General features: G+C 69.4%; 21 protein-coding genes and 2 pseudogenes. 14 read left to right on the top strand and 9 right to left on the bottom strand.

The genetic code is table 11. The features are described from left to right. Positions 1–147 precede the first annotated feature (147 nt). Positions 148–1,236: a redox-regulated ATPase YchF gene (gene ychF / locus ACFXJ5_RS00815; protein WP_384624964.1), complete on the top strand. Its 1,089-nt coding sequence runs from the start codon at positions 148–150 to the stop codon at positions 1,234–1,236. Positions 1,237–1,590: 354 nt separating this feature from the next. Further along, the gene (locus tag ACFXJ5_RS00810; RefSeq protein WP_384624962.1) at positions 1,591–1,809 is read left to right on the top strand and encodes a Txe/YoeB family addiction module toxin; all 219 of its coding nucleotides are present in this window, start codon (positions 1,591–1,593) and stop codon (positions 1,807–1,809) included. Positions 1,810–1,834: 25 nt separating this feature from the next. Here the strand turns inward: ACFXJ5_RS00810 and ACFXJ5_RS00805 are convergent, their stop codons facing one another. Further along, the gene (locus ACFXJ5_RS00805; RefSeq protein ID WP_384624960.1) at positions 1,835–2,515 is read right to left on the bottom strand and encodes a TetR family transcriptional regulator; all 681 of its coding nucleotides are present in this window, start codon (positions 2,513–2,515) and stop codon (positions 1,835–1,837) included. A gap of 158 nt (positions 2,516–2,673) precedes the next feature. Between ACFXJ5_RS00805 and ACFXJ5_RS00800 the strand changes: the two genes are divergently transcribed. The 4 genes from ACFXJ5_RS00800 to ACFXJ5_RS00785 all read left to right on the top strand — a co-directional run bounded on the left by ACFXJ5_RS00800 (position 2,674) and on the right by ACFXJ5_RS00785 (position 5,172). After that, a complete protein-coding gene (locus tag ACFXJ5_RS00800; RefSeq protein ID WP_384624956.1) occupies positions 2,674–3,951 on the top strand; it encodes an MFS transporter in 1,278 nt (425 codons plus the stop codon). Between the two features lie 89 nt (positions 3,952–4,040). Then, positions 4,041–4,352 carry a hypothetical protein gene (locus tag ACFXJ5_RS00795; RefSeq protein WP_384624954.1) on the top strand — a complete coding sequence of 104 codons (312 nt, stop codon included), beginning with the start codon at positions 4,041–4,043 and terminating at the stop codon, positions 4,350–4,352. Next, the gene (locus ACFXJ5_RS00790; protein ID WP_384624951.1) at positions 4,328–4,663 is read left to right on the top strand and encodes a hypothetical protein; all 336 of its coding nucleotides are present in this window, start codon (positions 4,328–4,330) and stop codon (positions 4,661–4,663) included. The genes ACFXJ5_RS00795 and ACFXJ5_RS00790 overlap by 25 nt, the downstream gene beginning before the upstream one ends. Before the next feature lie 56 nt (positions 4,664–4,719). Beyond that, positions 4,720–5,172, top strand: coding sequence for a glycoside hydrolase family 3 C-terminal domain-containing protein (locus ACFXJ5_RS00785; RefSeq protein WP_384624949.1), 453 nt, complete (start codon positions 4,720–4,722; stop codon positions 5,170–5,172). A 124-nt stretch (positions 5,173–5,296) separates the two neighbouring features. Here the strand turns inward: ACFXJ5_RS00785 and ACFXJ5_RS00780 are convergent, their stop codons facing one another. Then, on the bottom strand, positions 5,297–7,765 hold the full coding sequence (locus ACFXJ5_RS00780; RefSeq protein WP_384624946.1) for a glycoside hydrolase family 3 protein: 2,469 nt from the start codon (positions 7,763–7,765) through the stop codon (positions 5,297–5,299). Positions 7,766–7,970: 205 nt separating this feature from the next. Here ACFXJ5_RS00780 and ACFXJ5_RS00775 point away from each other — a divergent pair, with 205 nt between their 5' ends. Then, entirely contained in the window at positions 7,971–8,552 is a 582-nt protein-coding gene (locus ACFXJ5_RS00775; RefSeq protein ID WP_384624943.1) for a TetR/AcrR family transcriptional regulator, read from the top strand. A 233-nt stretch (positions 8,553–8,785) separates the two neighbouring features. Next, positions 8,786–10,204: an ATP-binding protein gene (locus ACFXJ5_RS00770; protein WP_384624940.1), complete on the top strand. Its 1,419-nt coding sequence runs from the start codon at positions 8,786–8,788 to the stop codon at positions 10,202–10,204. A 384-nt stretch (positions 10,205–10,588) separates the two neighbouring features. On the opposite strand, the gene ACFXJ5_RS41235 is transcribed toward ACFXJ5_RS00770, so the two are convergent. Together ACFXJ5_RS41235 and ACFXJ5_RS00760 are read right to left on the bottom strand one after the other, a co-directional pair. After that, the gene (locus ACFXJ5_RS41235) at positions 10,589–11,353 is read right to left on the bottom strand and encodes a hypothetical protein (RefSeq protein WP_459253976.1); all 765 of its coding nucleotides are present in this window, start codon (positions 11,351–11,353) and stop codon (positions 10,589–10,591) included. Positions 11,354–11,493: 140 nt separating this feature from the next. Then, complete coding sequence (locus tag ACFXJ5_RS00760) at positions 11,494–12,003, bottom strand: MarR family winged helix-turn-helix transcriptional regulator (RefSeq protein WP_384626491.1); 510 nt, start codon at positions 12,001–12,003, stop codon at positions 11,494–11,496. Between the two features lie 108 nt (positions 12,004–12,111). Between ACFXJ5_RS00760 and ACFXJ5_RS00755 the strand changes: the two genes are divergently transcribed. The 3 genes and pseudogenes from ACFXJ5_RS00755 to ACFXJ5_RS00745 all read left to right on the top strand — a co-directional run. Beyond that, positions 12,112–13,590, top strand: coding sequence for an MFS transporter (locus ACFXJ5_RS00755; RefSeq protein WP_384624937.1), 1,479 nt, complete (start codon positions 12,112–12,114; stop codon positions 13,588–13,590). A 55-nt stretch (positions 13,591–13,645) separates the two neighbouring features. Beyond that, positions 13,646–13,930 (top strand): annotated as a pseudogene (locus ACFXJ5_RS00750) (cytochrome ubiquinol oxidase subunit I); the annotation flags it as partial. Continuing rightward, a pseudogene (locus ACFXJ5_RS00745) lies at positions 13,914–14,158 on the top strand (short-chain fatty acyl-CoA regulator family protein); the annotation flags it as partial. The pseudogenes ACFXJ5_RS00750 and ACFXJ5_RS00745, both read left to right, overlap by 17 nt. Here the strand turns inward: ACFXJ5_RS00745 and ACFXJ5_RS00740 are convergent. Both ACFXJ5_RS00740 and ACFXJ5_RS00735 read right to left on the bottom strand, forming a co-directional pair. Then, complete coding sequence (locus tag ACFXJ5_RS00740; protein WP_384624934.1) at positions 14,152–14,415, bottom strand: type II toxin-antitoxin system RelE/ParE family toxin; 264 nt, start codon at positions 14,413–14,415, stop codon at positions 14,152–14,154. The pseudogene ACFXJ5_RS00745 and the gene ACFXJ5_RS00740 sit on opposite strands and share 7 nt — an antisense overlap. After that, entirely contained in the window at positions 14,408–14,674 is a 267-nt protein-coding gene (locus ACFXJ5_RS00735; protein WP_384624931.1) for a type II toxin-antitoxin system Phd/YefM family antitoxin, read from the bottom strand. Before ACFXJ5_RS00735 ends, ACFXJ5_RS00740 begins: the two co-directional genes overlap by 8 nt. A gap of 316 nt (positions 14,675–14,990) precedes the next feature. Here ACFXJ5_RS00735 and ACFXJ5_RS00730 point away from each other — a divergent pair, with 316 nt between their 5' ends. Further along, positions 14,991–15,353, top strand: coding sequence for a hypothetical protein (locus tag ACFXJ5_RS00730; protein ID WP_384624929.1), 363 nt, complete (start codon positions 14,991–14,993; stop codon positions 15,351–15,353). Between the two features lie 146 nt (positions 15,354–15,499). Here ACFXJ5_RS00730 and ACFXJ5_RS00725 read toward each other — a convergent pair whose 3' ends face one another. The 3 genes from ACFXJ5_RS00725 to ACFXJ5_RS00715 form a co-directional block, all read right to left on the bottom strand. After that, positions 15,500–16,528, bottom strand: coding sequence for a helix-turn-helix domain-containing protein (locus ACFXJ5_RS00725; protein WP_384624926.1), 1,029 nt, complete (start codon positions 16,526–16,528; stop codon positions 15,500–15,502). Positions 16,529–16,648: 120 nt separating this feature from the next. Beyond that, positions 16,649–20,482, bottom strand: coding sequence for a S8 family serine peptidase (locus ACFXJ5_RS00720; RefSeq protein ID WP_384624923.1), 3,834 nt, complete (start codon positions 20,480–20,482; stop codon positions 16,649–16,651). 120 nt (positions 20,483–20,602) lie between these two features. After that, positions 20,603–21,406: a FadR/GntR family transcriptional regulator gene (locus ACFXJ5_RS00715; RefSeq protein WP_384624920.1), complete on the bottom strand. Its 804-nt coding sequence runs from the start codon at positions 21,404–21,406 to the stop codon at positions 20,603–20,605. Between the two features lie 123 nt (positions 21,407–21,529). Between ACFXJ5_RS00715 and ACFXJ5_RS00710 the strand changes: the two genes are divergently transcribed. Together ACFXJ5_RS00710 and ACFXJ5_RS00705 are read left to right on the top strand one after the other, a co-directional pair. Further along, positions 21,530–22,636 (top strand): enolase C-terminal domain-like protein, encoded by a 1,107-nt coding sequence (locus ACFXJ5_RS00710; protein ID WP_384624917.1) that lies wholly within the window; start codon positions 21,530–21,532, stop codon positions 22,634–22,636. 53 nt (positions 22,637–22,689) lie between these two features. Then, positions 22,690–23,745, top strand: coding sequence for a sugar ABC transporter substrate-binding protein (locus tag ACFXJ5_RS00705; protein WP_384624914.1), 1,056 nt, complete (start codon positions 22,690–22,692; stop codon positions 23,743–23,745). Positions 23,746–23,796 lie beyond the last annotated feature (51 nt).

Here is a 23,796-nt window from a genome sequence, read left to right as displayed (position 1 = left end):
CCAAAAGTAGGCACGGCTACCGGGAAGAACAGGGGCAGGACACGCCTTTTCACCTCCCCTGGGCGAGTGTTCGAAGCTGATAGGAGGCCAGGTGCCGAGGCCCGTAGACTGGGCGTCTCCACCTACATCGCTACGGGAAGTCGTCACGTGTCGCTCACGATCGGAATCGTCGGCCTGCCGAATGTCGGCAAGTCGACCCTGTTCAACGCCCTGACCAAGAACGACGTGCTGGCGGCCAACTACCCGTTCGCCACTATCGAGCCCAATGTCGGCGTCGTCGGTGTCCCCGACCCCCGCCTCGACAAGCTGGCCGAAATCTTCGGTTCGCAGCGCAAGCTCCCCGCCACGGTCGACTTCGTCGACATCGCCGGCATCGTGCGCGGCGCGAGCGAGGGTGAGGGCCTGGGCAACAAGTTCCTGGCGCACATCCGCGAGTCCGACGCGATCTGCCAGGTCATCCGCGCCTTCAAGGACGAGAACGTCGTCCACGTCGACGGCAAGGTCTCGCCCAAGGACGACATCGAGACCATCAACACCGAGCTGATCCTCGCCGACATGCAGTCCGTCGAGAAGGCCGTCCCCCGCCTCACCAAGGAATCCCGCCTCCAGAAGGAGAAGGCGGCCGTCCTCGCCGCCGTCCTGGACGCCCAGAAGATCCTCGAGGAGGGCCGCACCCTCTTCTCCGCCGGCATCTCCGCCGGCACCGAGCAGGGCAAGCTCCTCCACGAGCTGCACCTGCTCACCGTCAAGCCCTTCCTCTACGTCTTCAACGTCGACGAGGACGAGCTGACCGACGAGGACTTCAAGAACGAGCAGCGCGCCCTCGTCGCCCCCGCCGAGGCCATCTTCCTCAACGCCAAGATCGAGTCCGAGCTCATCGAGCTCGACGACGACGAGGCCCTCGAACTCCTGCAGTCCATGGGCCAGGACGAGCCCGGCATGGCCACCCTCGGCCGCGTCGGCTTCGACACCCTCGGCCTCCAGACCTACCTCACCGCCGGTCCCAAGGAAGCCCGCGCCTGGACCATCAAGAAGGGCGCCACCGCCCCCGAGGCCGCCGGTGTCATCCACACCGACTTCCAGAAGGGCTTCATCAAGGCCGAGATCGTCTCCTTCGACGACCTCGTCGCATGCGGCTCCGTCCCCGAGGCCCGCGCCAAGGGCAAGGCCCGCATGGAGGGCAAGGACTACGTCATGCAGGACGGCGACGTGGTGGAGTTCCGCTTCAACGTCTAGAACGCGCACTAAGAGATCGTCCATGATCTGGCAAACATGCAGGTCAGGTGGGGTCGGCCCGAATCGGGTCGGCCCCACCTGTCAAGCGAGGAGGGTGCGCTGCCACGTCAGCGGTGCAGGTCGTTCCATGGTGGGTCCTTTGGGGCGCTGTCAGTTGGTTCAGGCCACGCTGGGCGTATTCGTGGTCGAGCGGTAAGGGTGCTCGGCTCGCCGTTGTGGATCCGAGTGGTTGGTGGCCGCCGGTGCGGGCGCGGCGGACTGGACCCTGCCGGTCTGGGCGGATTCGATCGGGCAGGTCGTTTCGACTCCTGTCCGCGATGGATCGACCGGTTCGGGGAGGGTGAGCACCTTCTCGTGGGCTTCCGCTACAAGAACGACCGCAAGATGCTCGCCCGGATCAACAAGCTCATCGAGGACGTCAAGCGTGACCCCTTCACGGGGATCGGCAAGCCCAAGCCGCTGAAGAACCACTTGCCCGGGGCGTGGTCGAGGCGGATCGACGACGAGCACCGCCTTGTCTACCTGGTCACGGACAAGGAAATCGTGATGCTCGCAGCCCGCTGTCGCTACTGACCGCTGGGCCGTCCGTGCCGGGTTGTCACTCCCGTGCCGGGCGGTCGGGCAGGCCGGAGCCGTCGACGGTGATCTGGCGGCAGAGGTCGTCCATATAGGACCTGGTGGCCTCCACCAGGTCCACCCGCTCGGGGTTGATGCCCCACTGGATCTGCAGGCCGTCCATCATGGCCATGGACTCGCGGGCCACCCGCTCGGGGTCCACCTCGGGCCGCACCATGCCCTGTTCGATGGACTCGCGCAGGCCGGTCGCCAGGATGCCGATTCCCGATTCGTAGCGCTGTCGGAAGTAGTGGTGCGCGGGGTGGTCCGGGTTGCCCGCCTCGCCGGCGAGAACGGTGAACAGGCGGATGAGCACCGGCCTTTCGGCGTTGACCCGGGCCAGTTCCACCTGGGCCTGCAGCGTGATGATGCCGTGCAGGTCGAAGTTCTCCACGTACGCCATATCTTCGCGATCCCGCTCCCGCAGGACCTCCACCAGGAGTTCCTCCTTGGTGCGGAAATGGTGGGTGAGCCCGGTGGTGGTGATGCCCACGGCCTTGGCGATCCGGGGCATGGAGGAGGCGTGGTAGCCCCACTCGGCGAACTGCTCCATGGCCACTTCCAGGATGCGCCGCCGCCGGGCCTCGCCGACCGCGTATCCGGTACGACGAGTTTGCTCCGTGACGGAACTAATGAGGCGTGCATCCTGTGGCTTTGCGGGCATGACGTCACCCTACGCCAGGGCGACTTGCCCTAATAGATAACGATTTGAGCATGTGATCCAGATCACTCATAAGAAACCTGTACGCATGCAAGTTTTGTTCCGTACGGTGACTTCACAAGTTGGCAACGAGGCCGACACCGTCCCCCAAGGAGGCCGCGATGGCGGTCATCGATGCGAAGGCCGCCGCTCCTCCAGCGCCTACTGCTGCCGGCGCCCCCGGCAAACTGATCGCCGCTCTCGTGGCCGGCCAATTCGGCGTCTCGACCGCGATCCTGGCCCCGGCCATCGTCACCCTGTCCGCCCGTATCGCCACCGTCGACCCGGACAACAGCGCCGCCTCGCTGTCCCTGGTGGCCGGCGTCGGCGCGGTCCTCGCCCTGATCTCGGCCCCGCTCTTCGGCGCCCTCTCGGACCGTACGACCAGCCGCTTCGGCCGTCGTCGGCCCTGGATCATCGGCGGCGTCCTGCTCGGCTCCATCGGCCTCCTGCTGATCGCGACCTCCACCGCCATCCCGGTGATCGCCTTCGGCTGGGCACTGGCCCAGCTCGGCATCAACGCCTCCACCGCCTCCATCACCGCGGTCATCCCCGACCTGGTGCCCGAACACCAGCGCGGCCGGGTCTCCGGCGTCTTCTCGATGATGCTGAACGTGGCGATCGTGGCCGGTTCGCTGCTCGCCAACGCCTTCATCGACAGCCAAGTGGCGATGTTCATGGTCCCGGCGGCCATGGGTGTGGCTGGCGCGGCCTTCCTGGTGTGGGCCCTGAAGGGTCTGGACAAGCCCGCCGACAAGGCGGGTGTCCAGCGCTACACCGTCAAGGAGTTCGCGGGCAGCTTCTGGGTCAACCCGGTCAAGCACAAGGACTTCGCCTGGAACTGGGCGGGCCGCTTCCTGCTCATGACCGGCGCCCTGTCCGTCAGCAGCTACCAGCTGTACTTCCTGATGGGCCGCTTCGACTGTTCCATCGCCGATGCGGTGGCCAAGATGACCCTCCTCACCGTGGTCGGCACCGCCACCACCGTGCTCGGCGCGACGACCGGCGGCTGGCTGTCGGACCGCTCGGGACGCCGCAAGCCCTTCGTGATCGCGGCCGCGATCGTGATCACCGGCGCCCTGGTCGGCTACTCCACCGCCGACACCCTGTCTATGCTGTTCGTCTGGGCGGCCATCAGCGGCCTGGGCCAGGGCCTGTACTTCGCCGTCGACATCGCCCTGTCCGCCAAGGTCCTGCCCGACCCGGCCAAGGCCGCCCAGAGCATGGGCGTCCTCAACATCGCCAACGCCCTTCCGCAGTCACTGATCCCGATGTACGCGCCGCTGCTGCTGGCCGTGGGCAGCGCCGAAAGCGACAACTACACGCTGCTGTTCCTGGTCGGCGCGGTGGCCGCGCTGCTCGGCGCCGGAGCGATGCAGCTGATCCGTTCCGCGAAGTAGTCCCGCTTCCCGCCCCCACGGACCTGACGTCGTGGGGGCGGGCCCGTTTTTCCGTACCGCACCGCCCCACCGTATGAATCGAGACCGAGTTGAGCACCTTCCGCCCGGCAGACGCCCCCGTACGCGGCACCGGAGACGACGCCCACCCGTACTGGGACGCCGCGCTGCCCGTCGGGGACCGGGTCGAGGACCTGGTGGGGCGGATGACTCTGGAGGAGAAGGCAGGACTGCTCTTCCAGACCATGACCACGATGAATGCGGACGGCACCCTCGCCGAGGACTCCGAGCAGGTCGTGGTGGCCACCGCCACCGACTTCGTGGACCGGCGCCTGATGAGCCACTTCAACCTGCTGGGCGGCGGCGAGGACCCGACGGGGTGGTCTGCACCGACTGGGGCCTGATCAGCGACTCGGTGATCTTCGGCGAGCCGCACGAGGCGCGCGCCTGGGGCCTTGAGCACGCGACCCGCGAGGAGCGGGCGGCCCGGGTCATCGAGGCCGGCTGCGACCAGTTCGGCGGGGAGGCCTGCCCCCAGGTGATTGTCGACATCGTCCACCGGGGCCTGGTGTCCGAGGAGCGCATCGACACCTCCGTACGCCGCCTGCTCGCCGAGAAGTTCACCCTCGGCCTCTTCGACAATCCGTACGTGGACCCCGAGGCGGCAGCCCGGACTTCAGGGCGGCGGGACTGGACGCCCAGCGCCGCTCCCTGACCGTCCTCACCAACCAGGACGCGCCCCTGCCGGCCGCCGAGGGACTGCGCCTCTATGTGGAAGGCATCGAGGAGTCGGTGGCCGCCCGCTACGGCAGGGTCGTCGCCGACCCGGCCGACGCGGACCTGGCCGTGGTCCGCCTCCGGACTCCGTACACCAAGCGCGAGGGCCGCTTCGAGTCCTTCTTCCACGACGGTCGGCTCGACTTCACCGCCGAGGAGCTCGCCCCGGTGCTCGCCCTGGCCGAGGCCGTCCCCACCGTCGTGGACCTCTACCTGGAGCGCCCCGCCGTGGTCCCCGAGCTGGCCGAGCCCTCCGCCGCCCTGATCGGCAACTACGGTGCCAGCGCCGAAGCCCTCCTCGACGTCGTCTTCGGCCGGGCTGCCCCCGAAGGCCGCCTCCCCTTCGAAATGCCCGGCTCTATGAAGGACGTCGAGGCATCCCGCCCCGACGTTCCCTCCGACACCGCGGCCCCCCTCTTCCACTACGGCCACGGCCTCACTCTCTGAACACAACGGAACGGATGTGGCCCGTACCGGTCAAGTCGGTACGGGCCACATCCGTTCCGCACGACGGCGGTGATCCGGGGGACGGGGTCAGGTCCGTCCCCCGGACCGGTATCGGGGCGGGCGGTTACGCCCGCAGGGCCGCGGTCAGGCGCCGGTCCGCGATCGAGCGGCCGGCCTGCACCTCGTACGAGCCCGGCACCAGGGTCCAGGTGTGGGCGGCCTCGTCCCAGATCTCGAAGGCGCGGCGCGGCAGTTCGACGGCCACCTCGACGCTCTCGCCGGGGCTCGCCGTCACAGAGGCGAAGCCGGCCAGCCAGCGCACCGGGCGCTGCACCGTGTCATCGACCGGGGCCAGGTACACCTGGACGACCTCGCGGCCGGTACGGGTGCCGGTGTTGCGCACGCGGATCCGGGCCGTGGCGCCCTCCAGGTCGATCGACTCGTAGGCCCAGTCGGTGTAGCCCAGGCCATGGCCGAAGGGGAACGCGGGTGTGACGCCGCGCTTCTCCCAGGCCCGGTAGCCGATGAACAGGCCCTCGTCGTACGGCAGGGTGCCGTCGGCGCGCGGCGCCACCTCGGTGACCGGGGCGTCGGCGAAGCGCACCGGCCAGGTGGTGGGCAGCCGGCCGCCCGGCTCCTCGGCGCCGAGCAGCACGTCCGCCAGGGCGGAGCCACCCTCCTGGCCCGGGAACCAGGTCAGGAGGACCGCCGCCACCGAGTCACGCCAGGGCATCTCCACCGGGGACCCGGCGTTGACCACGACCACGGTGTTCGGGTTGGCGGCCGCCACGGCTGCCACCAGGTCGTCCTGGCGTCCCGGCAGCCGCAGGTCGGTGCGGTCGAAGCCCTCGGACTCCACGGCGGCGGTGGTGGACACCACGACCACCGCGCTGTCGGCGGCCCGGGCCGCGGCGACGGCCTCGGCGATCAGGGTGTCGTCGTCGGCGGAGGGCTCCAGGTGGGCCAGGGTGAAGCTGATCACCTCCATGGGGACGCCCTCGGGCTTGTACGGCACATGCTCCAGTGAGACCTCCACCGGCTTGCCCTCGGCCAGCTCCACCACACCGGCCTCGCGGGGTGCGGCGAAGAAGTCCGTGAACGGGTCGTCGCTCTCGGAAAGTACCTCGCCGTCGAACAGCACGGTGCCGTCCACGGTGAGCTTGAAGACGCCCAGGCCCTTGGTGCCGAAGCGGTGGGCGCCGGATACACGCGGGGTGAAGGTGCCGGAGATGACGGCGCTGTGCAGATTCGCGTAGTCGATGCCGTCGGGGAAGCCGCCGGCGAACCACTGCACCGCGCCGATCGGCGGTACCTCTGTGCCGAGCCTGTCCCCGGCCGCGTCGAATCCGGTCACCGTCAGGTCGAAGCCGTGCTCGGCGGCGTCCAGGTCGGTGCTGGGCACATTGCCGATGGAGTACGTCAGTTGGCTGTCGGCGGGCAGCGCGGCGCGCAGCCCCTCCAAGGGGGAAGTGACGTGGGTCGGGAAGACGGTGGCCGAGCCGCCGCCGAGCACTCGGGCGTCCCGGCCCGCGAGTCCGATCAGGGCGACTTTGTCCGTACGCGTCAGGGGCAGCGCGCCGTTGTGGTTGCGGACCAGGGTGAAGCCGCGCCGGGCCACCTCACGGGCCAGTGCTTCGCCGTCGATCCCGGCCGGGAGGTCGGCGGGGGCGACCATGCCCTCGGCGCCTTGGACGATGCCGACCCGGGCGGCGAGCCGCAGTACGTTGCGTACCGCCTCGTCCACGGTCTCCTCGGCGACCTCACCGGCGGCGACGGCGGCTTCGAGGGCCGGACCGTACACGTTCCTGGGACCGGGCATGGCCACGTCCAGGCCGCCTTCGATCGCGCCCTTGGTGTCGCGGCCGGCCGTCCAGTCGCTGACGATGTACCCGTCGAAGCCCCATTCGCCGCGCAGTACTTCGTTCTGCAGGTAGCGGTGCTCGGACATGGTGGTGCCGTTGACCGAGTTGTAGGCGCACATGATGCCCCACGGGTGGGCGTTCTCGACGATCGCCTCGAAGGGTGCCAGGTACAGCTCGCGCAGGGTGCGGGCGTCCAGGATGTTGTTGGCGGTGAAGCGGTCGGTCTCGGCGTCGTTGGCGACGAAGTGCTTGACGGTGGTGCCCACCCCGCCCTCCTGGACGCCCCGGACGTAGCCGCTGCCGATCACGCCGGTGAGGTACGGGTCCTCGCTGTACGTCTCGAAGTGCCGGCCGCCGAGCGGGGAGCGGTGGAGGTTCACGGTGGGGGCGAGCAGGACGTGCACACCCTTGCGGCGGGCCTCCTGGGCGAGCAGCCGCCCGGTACGGCGGGCCAGCTCCGGGTCCCAGCTCGCGGCGAGCGCGGTGGGGGAGGGCAGCGCGATGGACGGGTCGGCGGCGGTCCAGCGGGTGCCCCGTACTCCGATCGGGCCGTCGGACATCACCAGGGACTCCAGGCCGATCTCCGGGAAGGCCGGGATGGTCCACATGTCCTGGCCGGCGAGCAGCCGGGTCTTGGACGGCAGGTCGAGCCGGGCAAGCGCGGCCTCGACGGCGGCTTCGCGGGCGGTGTCGGCGGGGGTGCTGCTGGGGGTGACGGGACGGTGGGGCACGGGGCCCTCCTCTTCGTCGAGGAAGCTGCGGGACAGCCGGATGGTGGGACAGCCGGATACGGTGCGGCCGTCGTGGGAACACGTCGGCCCGCAGCTACCATTCTGCACATATTTACCGAGTGGTCGGTAGGGGTAGTTATGTTTTAGTTATATTCCGCGTTGTTCGGCCCGTTCCCTTCCCCCTCGAGGTCGTAAGGTCGGCCCTGTGACACGACAGGGCAGCGGCAGGCGTACCGGCGAGCGGCGCGAGGAGATCCTCGCCGCCGCGATGGAGGTGGTCGCCGAGCGCGGCTACCAGGGTGCCTCGCTGTCCGCGGTGGCCCGGCGGGCCGGTCTCACCCAGCAGGGGCTGCTGCACTACTTCCCCAGCAAGGAGGCACTGCTGGTCGGGGTCCTGGAGGCCCGCGACCGCTGGGACGCCCAATGGGCCGCGGCCGCCTCGCCCGGCTGGAAGCGTGCACAGCTGGAACAGCTCGTCGAGTACAACGCGAGCCGCCCCGGGGTGGTTCAGCTGTACACCGTCCTGGCCGGCGAGAGCGTCACCGAGGGCCATCCGGCCCGGGCGTTCTTCGAACAGCGCTTCCGCGAGGTGCGGCGTCATCTGGTGGATACGATCCGCGGCGAGTACGGCGACGAGCTGCCCGGCGGCCTGACTCCCGAGCGCGCGGTGGTGCTCCTGGTGGCCGCCATGGACGGACTGCAGTTGCAGTGGCTCCTCGACCCGGCGGAGATCGACATGCCTGCCGCCGTCCGCGACCTGCTCGACCTGTTCGCAGCCCGGCCCTGACTTCGGGTGGGCTTGACATGGTCGTCGATGTCCGTGACGGCTGCTGGATCCCTGATCCGAAAATGATCGTTCAGCCGGGCGTGCGGCAGCGTCCGGGTGGCGGGGTCGTCCGGTTGTGGTGGTGCGGGGCAAACTTCACCACCAGGCCGACCCCGTGGGTTGGGTTGGCAAAGGTGACCTAGTAACGTATATGTTACTAACATTTCCGTTAGTGTCATCCATGGGGGTCGACCGTGGTGGATTTCGTAGGCCGTCGGCGGGAGCTGGCGACACTGGAGCGAGAGCTGCAGAAGGTAGCGACAGGGGTTGGCGGGGAGCGCCCCGGTCGGTGCGTGATGTTGCGTGGGCGGCGCCGAGTGGGCAAGTCGCGACTGGTCGAGCGGTTTGCGGAGCGCTCCGGAGCCCCGTTCCTGTTCTATGCGGCGACTGGCGCGTCCCCCAGGGATGATCTGGCACGGCTGGCCCGGGACGCCCAAGCGTCGACGTTGCCGTTGGCTGGGCTGGTGGCCGCCGCGCGGCCGGAAAACTGGGATGCCGCGTTCGATGTGCTGGCCGCGGCGCTGCCCGCCGACCGGGCGAGCGTGCTGGTCATCGATGAAGTGCCGTACCTGATGGATACCGCCGGCGCCTTTGAGGGGATGCTGCAGCGGGCCTGGGATCGGGTTCTGGAAACCAAGCCAGTGCTGCTGGTTCTCATCGGCTCCGATCTGTCGATGATGGAGGCGCTGAACAGCTATGGACGACCCTTCCATCAGCGCGGCCGGGAGATGGTGCTGGGACCGCTCAACCCCGCCGAGGTGGGGCAGATGCTCGGGCTGGATCCGGCGGAAGCCTTCGATGCCGCGCTGGTCACCGGCGGGCTGCCGCTGATCTGCGCGGAGTGGCCGCAGGGCGCAGGGCTGGGGGACTTCCTCGGTGAGGCGCTGAGTGACCCGGTCTCGGCCCTGCTGGTGTCGGCCGAGCGCTCGCTGGCTGCCGAATTCCCTCCGCAGGCTCAGGCGCGTACGGTGCTGGCGGCTATCGGCAGTGGCGAGCGGACTTTCACCAATATCGCCCGTGCAGCCGGCGGAATCGGGGCCACCCCCCTGCAGCGAGCGCTGGAGCTGCTTACGGACAAGCGGATCGTCGCTGCGGAGCTGCCCGTATCGCTGCGTCCGTCGAAGGATCGCCGCTACCGAGTGACGGATCCCTACCTGCGGTTTTGGCTGCACCTGCTCGGCCCGTCCATGGAGGAGATCGAACGAGGGCGGGGCGATCTGACCTTGGCGCGGATCCGGGAGAGCTGGACCAGTTGGCGCGGCCGGGCGATCGAGCCGCTCATCCGCGAGGCGCTGGCCCGGATACTGCCCGACGATCAGCTCCCCGCAGCCCCCGCAGTGGGTGGCTACTGGACCCGCACCAACGACGTCGAGATCGATATCGTCGGGGCGGACCGCGCCCCCATTGCCAAAGAGCTGTTCTTCGTTGGCTCCATCAAGTGGCTGGAGCAGTCGCCCTTCGACCGGCACGACTTGGCCGCTCTCTATCGGCACCGGGCCGCCCTCACCGACGAACCAGTTCCAGTCGTGGCGGTTTCGCGCAGTGCAGTCGACTGTCCGGGGCTTGACGCCACCTACGGCCCCGGCGATTTGCTGACCGCCTGGCCGCTGTGAGTGGCGGATGGCAGGCGCGGCAAGGGAGTTGGGGGCGCGATCAGGCTGAACAGACGTTGCGGAGAAGTCCCTCGGACCTTGGCCCCTTGCTGGCGCTGTTGTGTAGCGTCGGCTATCCCGAGCTCTCTCGTACATTGTCGCGAATCCCGTGCTGGGACGGTGCTGGGATGACGTCGCATTTCTGCAGGTCACATGGGTTGTGGTGGAGTTCCGCTTCAACGTTTAGTGCCCGCCGTAGTGTTGGTGCGGTGATTTGGCGAACGTGCAGGTGGGCTGGGGTCGGCCCGGTTGGGGCCGACCCCGTTGCGGTGCCCATTGCTCGATCCGTGCCGGATCGGCTGACGTTTCGTCACCTTGTGAGGCTCGAAAAGTCGTCGCCGCAGGTCAAGCGGCAACCAGGCCACCCGGCGCCTGACCGCCGTCGACCGCTTCCCCGCCGAGGCCAACTCCGGCTGGGAAGCGACGACGAACGTGGCCACGAACGGCGGCGCGAACGCGAAAGCGCCCACCAGCCACGGCGGCCGGATCCTTCGTCAGGACCAGGCCAGCAGGCGGTCGCGGCGGTGTTCGGGCCGTCGCCGAGCGCGAGACGCCCTGGCCGATGAAGAGAAGCAGGAAGTGGCCGTCCCTCAGCTGTGACCCGCCGCCGCTGTCGGGCCGGAGAGTTTCGGCGACGTGAACTCGGCCGCGGAGAAGATGCACCTGCACCCCAACACGTTCAGATACCGGATGCGGATAATAAAGGAGATAAGCAACTTCGATCCGCAAGACCCCGGCATGAGATTCCTGGCCGAACCGCAGCTGCGCTTGCTCGAGCTCAACTGAAGGTCCAGCGCGACTCTTTCGACCTTGCGCTGAAGTGGTCCAAACCTGACTTTCCCGCTGGCAGCCACGCAGACGCCATAGCGCGCTACGCCCGACCTGAGAAGCAGCCGAACCCGGACTGCCGCACCGCGACAGTTCGGCACGGAGACGGGAGCCGCGCGGAAGCCCGAACTCGTCGCGGAAGTGCTCCACCGCACTGTCGAGCAGCGCCGTCCAGCCGGTTCCGCCCAGCGTGAGCTGACCCGGGGTCAGCTCCCAGGTGTCGCGGACGCTCGCATCGGCCAGCGTCTCCTCGCCCCGCCCGAACTTCGCCGACCGCGCCACCGCGATCAGCCTGGGGAGAGGCTGGCGGCCAGGGCGCGCGTGACGTGATGTGCGGGCTCGTCTGATGGGTTGGCAGGAGTAACGATTAGCGACTTCTGTGGCGCGTCGGTCAGGCTGCGGGCGTCGGTCGCACCGACTGGTCAGGCCCCTGTTGCCGGACGTCCGGCGCGGGTCTGGGGTCGGGTCCTGGTCAGGCCGGTCTCCACGGCGGTGAGCAGGGTGAGGGCGGCGTCGAGGTGTGTGGCGTCGTGACCGGCGGCCGCGGAGACGGCTGCGGCCCATTCCTGGCGGACGAGGGCGTAGTTGGTGCGTCCGTGTTCGGTGGTGTGGACGGTGATGCCGCGGCCGTCGCCCGGGTCGGCGCGTCGCTCGACGAGGCCCTTGCGCTCCAGTCCGCCCAGGATGGTGGAGAGGTTGGTGCGCTGCAGCCCGGTCGCGGTGGCGATGCGGCTGGGCGGGGCGTCGGGGTCGTGCTGCAGGTAGCGCATCACCATGCCCTCGGACGGGGACAGCGGGACGGCCCGCTCGTCGGTGTAGCCGCGGAACTGGATCTCGCGGCTGATGATCAGCACGAGGTCGGCCAGTTCGGCCCACCGCTGCTCGTGGTCCGGTCCTGCGGTCGGGCCCGTCTGGTGCGCTTGGTCCTCCATCACGGCTCCAGGATACGGGGTTGCTGCCAAGTAGTTATGGGGGCATACTCCTTATGGGCTCATAGTTATGAGCTCATAATATCTAGCATCTGCTCTCTGGGGGCTGTCATGACGACAACCACTTCCTCCCGGCATGCCGGGGCGACGACGCTCTCGCCCCATGCCACGGCCCGCGCCGGGGGCCTGCACCCGGTCGGGGTGTTCATCCTGCTGGCAGGCGCGTTCCTGCCGATCATGGACTTCTTCATCACCAACGTGGCCCTGCCCAGCATCGACGCCTCGCTGCACGCCTCGGCGTCGTCGCTGGAGCTGGTGATCGCCGGGTACGGCGTCGCGTACGCGACCCTGCTGGTCCTCGGCGGCCGGCTGGGTGACCGCTACGGCCGCCGCCGTATCTTCCTCGGGGCGCTCGTGGGCTTCGTGCTGGCCTCCTTGGCCTGCGGTGTCGCCCCGACCGTGGGGGCGCTGATCGCGGCCCGCATCGTCCAGGGCGCCACCGCAGCCCTGCTCATTCCGCAGGTGCTGGCGACCTTCCATCACGTCCTCGAAGGGGAACGCAAGGCTCGTGCCGTGGCCCTGTACGGGGCCACCTCCGGCATCGCCGCCGTGGTCGGGCAGTTGGTGGGCGGCCTGCTGGTCAGCGCCGACATCGCCGGGACCTCCTGGCGGCCGATCTTCCTGGTCAACGTGCCCATCGGCGTGGTCGTGATCCTGGTGGCGGCGCGGATCGTGCCCAGCACCCGCTCGCCCCACCCGGTCGGCATCGACCTGCCCGGCACCATAATGTTCGCCGCCACCCTGACCGCCTTGCTGGTCCCGCTGACCGAGGGGCACTCGCTTGGCTGGCCGTGGTGGACCTGGCTGCTGCTCGCCGTCGCGGTCGTCCTCGGTGCCGCCACCTACGTCGTGGAGAAGCGCACCGAGCGGCGCGGGGAGGTGCCGCTGCTGCCGCCGTCCCTGCTGCGCCTGCCGTCGATGTCCCGCGGCCTGGCGATGGTGTTCGTCTTCAGCATCGGCTTCGGCGCGTTCATGTTCGTCTTCGCCCTCACGGTCCAGAACGGCCTGCACGTCGACGCCCTGCACAGCGGTCTGGCGATCCTGCCGATGGCCCTGCTGTTCTTCGCCGGTTCCCTGGTCGCGCCCCGCCTGATCACACGGTTCGGCAGGGCGGCCCTGTCCGCCGGCGCCGTCGTCCAACTTGCCGGACTTGTCTTGCTGGTGGCGGTCCTGCTCGGGAACTGGCCGCACGTCAGCCTGTGGGCCATGGCCGTGCCGCTGGCCCTGGTCGGTGCCGGACAGTCGATGCTGTTCGCCGGCCTGTTCCGCAGCGTGCTCGCCGACGTCCCCACGCACCTCGGCGGCATCGGCAGCGGCGTGCTGATCACCCTGCAGCAGAGCGGACTGGCTCTCGGGGTGGCGACCCTCGGCACCCTCTACCTGACCCTGGCCCCGCACAACGTCGCCCACGCCTTCGCCGGCGTCGAGTACGTACAGATGGGCATCGTCGCCCTGCTCGCGGTCGGCGCCGCCGCCCTGCCGCGCTTCACCAAGGCCACGTCGGCCGCCACTCCCGTCGTCGACGCCTGAACCCGCCCTTACGAAAGGGATCGGTGTGGTTGCCGGAGCCGTCATCACCTTTCAGATGGGTCTCAACTGGGGCGTGTACGGCGCGAAGACGGGCCCGATCATCGGGCCGATCATCGGCATGGAGGTCGTGACGGCCTTCTTCGTCGAGGCCGGCTTCATCGGCGTCCTGCTCTACGGGGACGGCCGCGTTCGCAAGGGCACGATGTTCGTGTCCACCGTGATGGTGTCGGTGGGCACCGTCCTGTCGTCCACGTGGATCATCGCGGCGAACTCGTGGATGCAGACGCCCGCCGGATTCAAGCTCGTCCACGGCCGGTTCGAGCCCACGGACTGGATGCGCGTCATTTTCAACCCGTCGTTCATCTGGCGCTGGCCGCACATGCTGGCCGCCGTGCATGTCCAAACGCCAGTCCGCCACCGGCTTCCACTTCTCCCGCGCCGGCGGCACCTGCCCGCTGTGGAACGTCTACGAGGCGTTCGCCGCGAACCGGACAAGACCTTCGCCATCGGCCTCGGCTGGGAGATCCGCCATGCCCACCGGCTCACCCTGAGTCAGGGAATTCAGGTGTCGTAAACCGTGGAGCGATGTCCGACGTGGACGACCCACACCACCAGCTCCCCGTTGTCGATGGTGTAGACGACGCGGTAGTCGCCGACTCGTAGACGGCGGCGTTCGGGCTGGGACACGAGTGCGGTGGTGTTGAAGCCCAGGGGGTCGCTCTCCAGCTCCGTCAGCTTGGCGAGGATGCGCAGGGCCATGTCGCGCGGAATCTTGCGCAGTTCAGCCTGCGCCTCAGGCCGGAAGACGGTGCAGTACTCACTCACTGCGTGCCAGAGTCTCCTTCATGACGTCCTCGATCGGGACTCCGGCTGCGCGGTTCGCCATGCGCTCGTCGATGATGCGATTGATCTCGCGCTCTTCCCACTGCTGGTACTTGCGCAGGACATCGATCGACACGACGGCGGCGACCTCTTTCCCCCGTCGTGTGATGACGGTCGGCTGGTCGTCGCGATCGGCGCGCTCGACAACCTCGGCCAGGTGTGCGCGGACGTCGCGGATGGACTCTATGGGCATCTGCGTCATGAGCTCAAAGGTACCGGATGTTCCATGTGTACACAATGGCTGGGTGTGACTCACCGTACGGTAGGTATTCCGTCAAATGTGCAGGTCGGGAGGGGTCGGGCTCTCTGAGTCCGGCCTCTTCTGTTTTCCGCGCTGACGTGGCGCAGACCCTCGGGCGTGCTCTCGCGGGAAGCGGTCATGCTGTCTTGGTGAGCGACTGACTGCTGACTGTAACCACGCCCACGGCTGTCCTGCGCGAGGTCGACCGGTTGGCTGACGGTGGCATTCCGACCGATCGGCGAGTAGGGCGCACGCTCTCGTCAAGGCCCGTACGGATATGCCGCTGTACCGCCCGCTGAGCGAACTCACGTCGGTCTCCTTCGGCCCCATGCCTTTGCTCACCAACGCGCTGACGGGACTCGAAGGCGTGCAGCGAGCCTACATTTACGGCTCCTGGGCCGCGCGGTACAACGGCGAGGCAGGGCCGCCGCCCGCTGATGTCGATGTCCTCGTGGTGGGCGATCCCGATGCGGACACACTCTTCGACCTCGCCGAGGGGGTGTCCCGGCGGCTGCGTCGCGAGGTCAACATCCATCGGGTCTCCGCCGAGGCGTGGGCCGTCCCCACGGATGATCCGTTCCTTACCGGCGTTCGTGAGCGTCCGCTGGTTCAGTTGAGCCTTGGCCAGGAGGCACAGTGACGCGTTGGGCAGGCGCGATCTCGCCCGTCTCTGCAGGTGGGAGTGTTGTGGTCAGCGTTCCGATTCAACGTGCAGCTGATCTTACGGAAGGCCGTCCGACCTGCCGCGGAGGGGGTCGGGCGGCACCGAGGATCCGACCGGGCGTATCACGCCCACCCCCTGCGGGCCGCGTGCCAACCCAGCTGGGCGCGGGTGTCCACTCCCGCCTTGGCCATGAGGTCGCAGATGCGCCGCTGGTAGGTGCGCCGGGAGATGCGCAGCTGCCCCGCGGCGGCCTGGTCGGTCAGCCCGGCGAGCAGCAGGGCCAGGATTCGGGCGTCGAACTCGTCTATCTCGCCGGTCCGGGTTTCCGTGATGCCGTCGCCGAGCGTGTTCGGCGACAGGGGATAGGCGCGTTCCCACGCCGCCTCGAAGTACGCCATCAGCACGTCGAGAAGACCGCTGGGATGCACGAGGATCGAAGCGGCGGCCGTGTTGCGGCTGGAGAACAGCGGCACCATGGCAACGGCGCTGTCGACGATCACCAGCTTGACCGGCACCGAGTCGGCCACCCGCACCCGCTCGCCCTCGGCCATGCCTGCGAGCACATCGCCCACCATGCCCGGCTGCGCAAGCAGTTCGCGCGCGGCGATCGCCCGGTAGAGCACCCCGCGGCGTACGCCGGCACGACCGGCGTCGTTCTGCCTGTGCGGCACCACACTCAGGTTGGGCACCATCATCGACCGGACCTCGCGCTGGGCGGAGTCCTGGATCTGCGCGAACCGGTGCCGGACGGCACTGGTGTCCGTGATCACCTCGATGATGCCTGAGGCACGCACGTTGGCCGCGACCCGGTGCAGCTCGGTGAGCGTGAGCAGATCCAGTTCCGCGTCGCGCAGCTCGTCGCGGCGCCGGCGCAGCGCGGCGCCGAGCGCGACCGCGGGCGGGGCGGCGATGAACACGGGCATGGCCCCTGTCGCGGAAACGCCAGGCCCCGCAGGGTCTGTCGGCTCCGCGGGTCCCCCGGGGTCGGCAGTGACGAGGCCGAGCTCGCACAGCGCCAAAAGCAGCCGGTGAACCTCCGCCGGTGACCGGCCGCTGTCGGCGGCAAGCTCGCCCGCGGTTCCGCTCGCCCGAGCGATCAGGTGCCGATAGATCTCTTCGTCGGCAGCGCCGAACCCGAGCGCGGCAAGCATGAGCGCCCCCTCGCGATTGGCTGACGCCGGTGACAATACGAGAGGCGGCCCCAGGTGCGAAACCCAGGGCCGCCCCGTCGCCGATCGTCCGTCGGACAGCGTCAGGTCACGCCGTCGGCGCTACTGGGAACCACGGCCGGAACCCTTCAGGCCGTAGGCGCGGGTTATCTCCTGGGAGATGCTGTTGCCCGCGGTGTCCCATGCTGTCGCCTTCAGCGAGACGTAGCCGTGGTCAGGGGCGGTGAACCCGGCTGTCCAGCCCCCGCCGGCCGCCTTGGTCAGGGACACCCGGTGCCAGGTGGCCCCGTCGTCGTACGACACCGCGAGGGTGGAACCGGCGATCCTTCCCGCGCCGGCCGCATCCGGTAGGTGGGCGGCGGACAGCCCGATCCGCTGGCGGCCGCCCCGGGCGTTGCCGGCGAGGTCGGTGTCGACCTGGTAGTCGAGCTGCATCAGCGCCATCCGGTCGATGCGGGCCGGGTCGTCGACGGGGGCCGACCTGACCGTCCACACGGAGTGGGTGCGGGGCGACAGCCGGTAGGTCGCCGGGTCGCGGCTCGCCGCCAGGTCGAGGGTGTAGGTCGACGGCACGGTCGGAACCGGGTACAGCGATGCCATCGCCCAGTCCGACGTCTTGATCAGCTTGCCGTCCTGGTAGATCTTCAGCTTCGTGGTGTTCTGGTCGTCCAGCATGTAGCCGCCGTGATCCACACCGCTGTCCGTCCAGGGCTGGATGTTGAAGGAAATGAAGCCTTCCTGACGCTCGGACCACCAGAAGCCGCTGCCGTTGCGCGGGTGTGCGACCGGAGCGAACCAGTTACGGGTCACCTCGGTGCCCGGCTTGTAGGTCTCGATGCCCGAACGCGACTCCAGTTCCTGATGCGGTCCGGTGAGGGAGTCCTCCGCCCAGGTCGTGCCCGGCTGCGCGGAGACGTAGTCGGTACGCGTGCCGGGCATGTCCATGCGCTGCAGGAGGCCGAACGCGTAGGAGCGGTAGGGCCGGTAGTCCCAGCGGAACTCGCCGCTCTCCCAGGAGGTGTCGCCGTGGAAGCGCATCTGCACGATGGCGAGGTCCTTGGGCCTGGGCCGGTACGACAGGTCCGACGGAATGCGGTCCGCGTGCGGGTCGGTCAGGTCGTAGACGTACGGAGAGTTCGGTACGCCCACCGCGTTCAGCCGCAGGCGGCCGCGCTTGGCGTCGGCGATCAGCGGCGCACCGGCCCGGGCGGTCAGGGAGAAGACCGGAACAGTGGCGTTCGCACCCTCGTCCGTGCCCACCCACTCCAGGAGCTTGCCGTCACCGTCGTTGACGACGAGCAGTAGTGCCGCGCCCGCGGCCTCGGCGGCCTCGGCCCGCTGGGTACCGGTGACCGCGTCCGAGCGGGTTACGAGGACCGCTTTGCCCTGGGCGTGCAGTCCCCTGTAGTCGGCGGGGGTGCCCGCCCCGGCGTAGACGGTGTCGAGCTTGTGCCTGCCGTCGTAGAACGCGCTCGCGACCTGGAGCAGCGCGGAGACCGGCTTGCCGTCGGCGGTGAGGGTCAGCAGCGGCTGTGCCTTGCGCCACCGGGACTCGTACTCGAAGCTGCCCTTGGTCACCTTCTCGGTGGGCAGCACGAACATGCTGTCGTACGTCGACGGCAGCAGGTACTGGATCGCGACGGTGCTGTCCGCGCCGTCCGACCGGTACCAGTTCAGGTACATCAGCCGGTCCTCGGTCCTGCGTGGGACCGTGGCGGTGGCCTCGTGTGCCTTGCGGGCGTCCAGGACGAGGTCCTGGTCGTGGTCGAGGGCGATCTGGGGGTCACCGAGCAGCGCCAGGCCGGTCGAGTCCGGGCCGTGGCTGCCGGCGACGTCGACGAACGTGGATGCGCTGTACGTGCCCGCGCGCAGGCGCGCGTCGACCGTGCCCGACTCGTCCACGGGGATGATGTAGGGATCGGCCTCGCCGAACTTCTGCAGCTCGAGATAGCCCGACACGGGCCTGCCGGAGCGGTCCTTGAGGACGATGTGCAGGGTGTGGCGCTCCTCCTCCTTGTACAGGCCGACCTGGGTGCGGGCCCGCACCGCGTGTGCGGCGTCGCTCGCGGTGATCTGGCCGAGGTAGCGGCGCCCGTTGGCGCCGAGGGCCGGCTTCGCGGTCGCGGTGACCGTGGCGGTGCCGTGCGCCGGCACCGTGACGGAATCGGCGGACAGCGAGAACATGCCGGCCGGGGCGGGCCGGCCCGCGTCGGCGCCCGGGTCCACGTCGTACGGGCCGCCGGCCACGGTCGCGGAGACGGAGAGGCCCAACGTGACCGCGCTGCTGCCGGAGTTGCGGTAGGTCACCGCGCGGTCGACGGGCGCTGTGCTGCTGTGCGGCCAGGCGTCGTAGCCGAAGTAGGCGGAGCCGGTGGCGGTGACGGTGGCGCCGAGCGAGGACGCGATGTCGGTCCGGCCCGCGCCGACCTGGTGGGCGCTGTACTGGGACAGCGGCTCGGACGTGCTCATCAGCGCGTCCTTGAGCTGCTGGGCGTGCCAGTCCGGGTGCTCCTGGGCGAGGATGGCGGCCGCACCTGCGACGTGCGGCGTCGCCATCGAGGTGCCGCTCATCGTCTGGTACCAGCCGGTCTCCTTGGTGCCGCCGGCCTTGGCGGCGAGGATGTCCACCCCGGGGGCGGCGATGTCCGGCTTGAGGGAGTAGTCGCCGAAGCGCGGTCCCAGGGTGGAGAAGTTCGCCAGCTCGTCGTTGGCGTCGACGGCGGCGACGGTCAGTGCCGCGTCGGCCGTGCTCGGAGAGCCCATGGACGCCTCGGTGCCGGTGTTGCCCGCGGCGATGACGAACAGCGCGCCGCTCTTCTCGCTGAGCTGGTTCACCGCCTGGCTCATCGGGTCGGTGCCGTCGCTGGGGTAGGAGTCGCTGAGGCTCATGCTGATGACCTTGGCCCCCTGGGCCACCGCCCACTCCATACCGGCGATGACCCAGGAGTCGTCGCCGTAGCCCTCGTCGGCCAGGACCTTGCCCATGAGCAGGTCGGCGCCGGGCGCGACGCCCTTCTCCGCCCCGTCCGAGGCGGCGCCGCTTCCGCCGACCGTGGAGGTGGTGTGGGTGCCGTGGCCGTTCCCGTCGGCGCTGGTCTCGCCCGGTACGAAGCTGACCGCCTGGCTGACCCGGCCGGCCAGGTCGGGGTGGTTGAGGTCGACGCCGGTGTCGAGCACCGCGACCTTGACGCCCTTGCCGTCGTAGCCGGCCGCCCAGGCGGCCGGAGCTCCGATCTGGCCTGTGCTCTGCTCCAGTTGGGCGCGCACCTTCCCGTCGAGCCAGATCTTCGAGAAGCCGTCCCGGAGGGCGGAGCCGCCGGACGGCGGGGCCGACGCCGTGGCCGGTGAAGGAGACCCGGCGGCGGCTGCCGGGACGACTGCCTTCCAGGTCTGCCTGACGTGCTTCTTGGCGGCGTTGACGGAAGCGGCGTTGATGCTGGGCAGCGACCGTACCTTCGTGGCGCCCTTGGGCGTCACGCGCGCCGAGGGCGTGGTCTTGGCGGCGGACCCGTACGACACGATCAGCGGGATGCCGTCGCTGTGCTGGTCGTCGTATCCCTGCTCGATCAGCGACGTGACATCGAAGAGCCTGCGGTCGAGCTTCCCGGCCGTCAGGTAGGGCATGGCCTCATCGGGATAGACGTAGAGGTCCTTGCCGATGGTCTCGGTGCGTACTCCGCCCAGGGCGCCCCGGGGGCGTTGAACATCGACAGCCTGCTTTCCGCTGCCGGTGTCCAGGACCCGGACGACGTCGCCGGTGATCAGGGTGACGGTGTGTGTGACGGCGTCCGCGGTCTTCCCGGCAGGCGGGGGCGGGGCAGCGGTGCCGGCTGCCGCGGGGCCGACCGGTCCGGTCACCAACGCGACGCATGCGGCGGCAACCGTCGCGGCAAGGGTCTTCCCGCCACGGTGGTGGCGAAGTGCGAAATGAATCATGCGACGGTCCTACCGTCCGGCGCATGAGCCGCGGAACGCCAAGCCGTGGCTCAAAGGCGCCACGACACACATGCGCCAAGGGCGTCGGCCCGATTGAGGGGCCGACGCCTTTGCCGTACGTCAGGCGGGCTTGCCGCCGTGCGGCCCGGGGTGCGGCGCGGTGTCCGCCGGGGCGGGGCGGCGGTGCAGCCAGGAGCGCTGGATGTGGTCGTTCATCGCCTGGGCTGCGCCTTCGGCGTCGCCGGCCTGCAGTCGTTCGTGGATGCGGCGGTGCTCGGCGTTGGAGTCCTGGCAGTCCTTGAGGGTGGTCTCGCCGATGTAGCGAAGACTGCGGAACGCCTCGGCGTTGATGGTGCGCACCACCGCGCGGCCGAGCCGGTTGCCGGACGCGACCATGATCGTGTCGTGGAACTCCAGGTCGGCGCGCAGGAACCTGGCGGGGTCGGACTCCTCGGCGACCAGCAGGGCGAACGCCGCCTCGATGCGCCGCAGTTGCTGGGGGTCGGCACGGTCGGCGGCCTGGCCGGCCATCTGTGCCTCCAGGGCGCGCCGCGTGGCGACCATGTCCTCCAGGATCGCCAGCTCCGCGTCATGCCGGACGCTCGCGGCGAGCACCACGGGATTGAGCAGGTCCCACTCGTCCGAGCTGCGGACTCGGGTTCCGTGCCCCTGCTGGGCCTTGACCAGCCGCATCGCCTCCAGCGACTTGACGGCCTCACGGATCACCGTGCGGCTGACGGCGAACATCTCGCACAGCACCGGCTCGATGGGCAGCGCGCTTCCCTCGGGCAGCTCGCGTCCCACGATCCGGTCGACCAGATCCTCAACCACCGCGGTGGCAAGGCGTTTCGGCCGGCGCGGCCAGGACGGGAGTGCGGGGGCGGGCTCGTCCGAAGGCTGTTCGTCTGGCCGCACAGCGCTCATGGCATCCGTTCTCCCGTTAGGTCCTGGTCGCGGAGCATAGTCGACGCGACCCCTTGACGACATTCGTATTACGAATTACGTTGCGTCCGCTTGCTCGGCCCATCGGCGACAAGAGGTCCCCACGTGCAGATCACGCATGTCGAGAGTTTTCGCATCCCCCTGCCCGGCGCCCGGCCGCCGTTCGTATGGCGCAAGGGACTGCTGGGGTCGTCCCCGGACGGCGAGGCGGCGGTGCTGCGCATCGGCACCGACGACGGGGCCACCGGCGTCGCCCTCGCGACCCGCCCGGGGATGGCCTCGGCGGTCGAGGACATCGTCGAGCGGGTGCTGCGCACCGAACTGGTCGGCAAGGACCCGCTGCAGCGCGAGCTGCTCTGGCACCGGGTGTGGGAACTGGACCGCACCGAGGAGTTCCCGCTGCCCGTGCTCGGCCTGGTCGACACCGCGCTGTGGGACCTGGCCGGACGTGTCCACGACCAGCCCGTATGGCAGCTGCTCGGCGGCTTCCGCACCAAGATCCCCGCCTACGCCTCCACCGTCACCTTCCGCGACATCCCCGAGTTCCTGGACGTCGCCACCGCCTGCCTGGAACTGGGCTACCAGGCCGTCAAACTGCACGCGTTCGGCGACGCCCGCGCCGACGCCGAACTCGGCAGGCGCCTGCGCGAACACGTCGGCGACGCGATCCCGCTGATGTACGACGGGTCGGCCGGCTTCGACCTGCCCGACGCGATCCACCTCGGCCGCGCTCTGCACGACGCCGGGTTCCTCTGGTACGAGGAGCCGATGCGGGAGTTCAGCGTGACCGCGTACGCCCGACTCGCCCGCGCCGTCGACATCCCCCTGCTGGTCGCCGAGACATCGGACGGCGCCCACATGAACTCCGCCGACTTCATCGCGGCCGGAGCGGCCACCTTCGGGGTACGGGCAAGTGCCTCGACCCGCGGTGGCATCACCGGAGCGATGCGCACCGCACACCTCGCCGACTCCTTCCGGCTGCGCGCCGAAGTGCTGGGCGACGAGATCCCCAGCCGGCACCTGTCGATGGCGATCTCGAACACCACCTTCTACGAGTCGCTGATCACCAGCACCGAGGTGCGCAGGAAGCCCGAGATCGACAGCGAGGGATTCGTCCACGCGCCCGTCGGCCCCGGCATCGCGCTGCCCGCCGGCCTGGACTACCCGGCCGAGCTGCAGCCCTACGTCGAAACCACCGAACCCCGAGACTGAACCGCCAAGGCCGCAGCTCACGCGCGTCCTTAGGACTTACAGAGAGGTAAGTCATGCGCTCGATTCCCACCCGCCGCAGTCTCGCGTTGACCGCCGGGGTGCTCACCCTGGTGGTCGCCGCGGCCGGATGCGCGAAGAAGTCCGACGCCAGTTCCTCCGCCACCAGTAGCCTGGCCCCCTCCAAGGTCCAGATCGCGCTGGTGCCCGGCGGCCCGCACCCGTACTTCCAGCCGTGGAAGGCCGCCCTGCAGAAGGCGAAGACCGACTTCTCCCTGGGCCAGGTCACCTTCAACGAGACCTCCGGCTGGGACCAGACCACGCAGAACTCGCTCCTGAAGTCCCTGGCCGCGCACGGCTACAACGCCTTCGGCGTGTTCGGTGTCTCCCCGGACAACATCAACTCCACCTTCGGCGACCTCCAGCGGCAGGGCTTCCACGCCGCCTCACTCGGCTCCTGCCCCGCGGGGACCACCGACAAGGCCGACTTCTGCCTGGCCACCAACGTCGAGGACGCCGCCTACAAGGCGGCGAAGGCCGCCATCGCCGCGATGGGCGGCCACGGAAACCTGGTCCACCTGACCGGCAACAAGACCGACTCCAACACCTCCCGCCGCGAGGCCGGGGTGCAGAAGGCGGTCGAAGAGTCCGGGGGCAAGGTCACGCTCGTGCAGACCGTCACCGACATCGACACCGATCTGCAGACCGCCCAGAAGGCCGTCGCGGACCTGCTGGCCGCCAAGGGATCGACGATCAACGGCATCGTCAACACCGCCTACAACCCGGCCGTGGCGTCGGCCGCGGAGGTGAAGAAGGCGAAGCTGCCGATCAAGGTCGTCGCGATCGACGACGACCCGACGGTCCTGGCCGACATCAAGGACGGCTCGGTGACCGCCTCCGTGGTGCAGAACCCCGTCGGCCAGGCCTATGTCGGCTCGTACGCGCTGATGAAGCTCGCCGGCGGCTGCACCATGCGGACCCCCGGCCTGGACGTCGACTCCGGCTCCTTCGTGGTCAACAGCGGCAACGTCACCTCGTACGACACCACCCGGCAGGCGGAGACGGCCCAGCTGAAGAAGGACTTCGACGCGAAGTACCTGTCCTGCTCGTAACACCTCGACCAGGGGCGGCGGGGCAGGCACAGGCCCCGCCGCACCGAGGAG

It is taken from the genome of Streptomyces sp. NPDC059373 (assembly GCF_042751495.1).
Taxonomy (GTDB): Bacteria; Actinomycetota; Actinomycetes; order Streptomycetales; family Streptomycetaceae; genus Actinacidiphila.
This window is presented reverse-complemented; position numbering and strand designations above follow the sequence as displayed.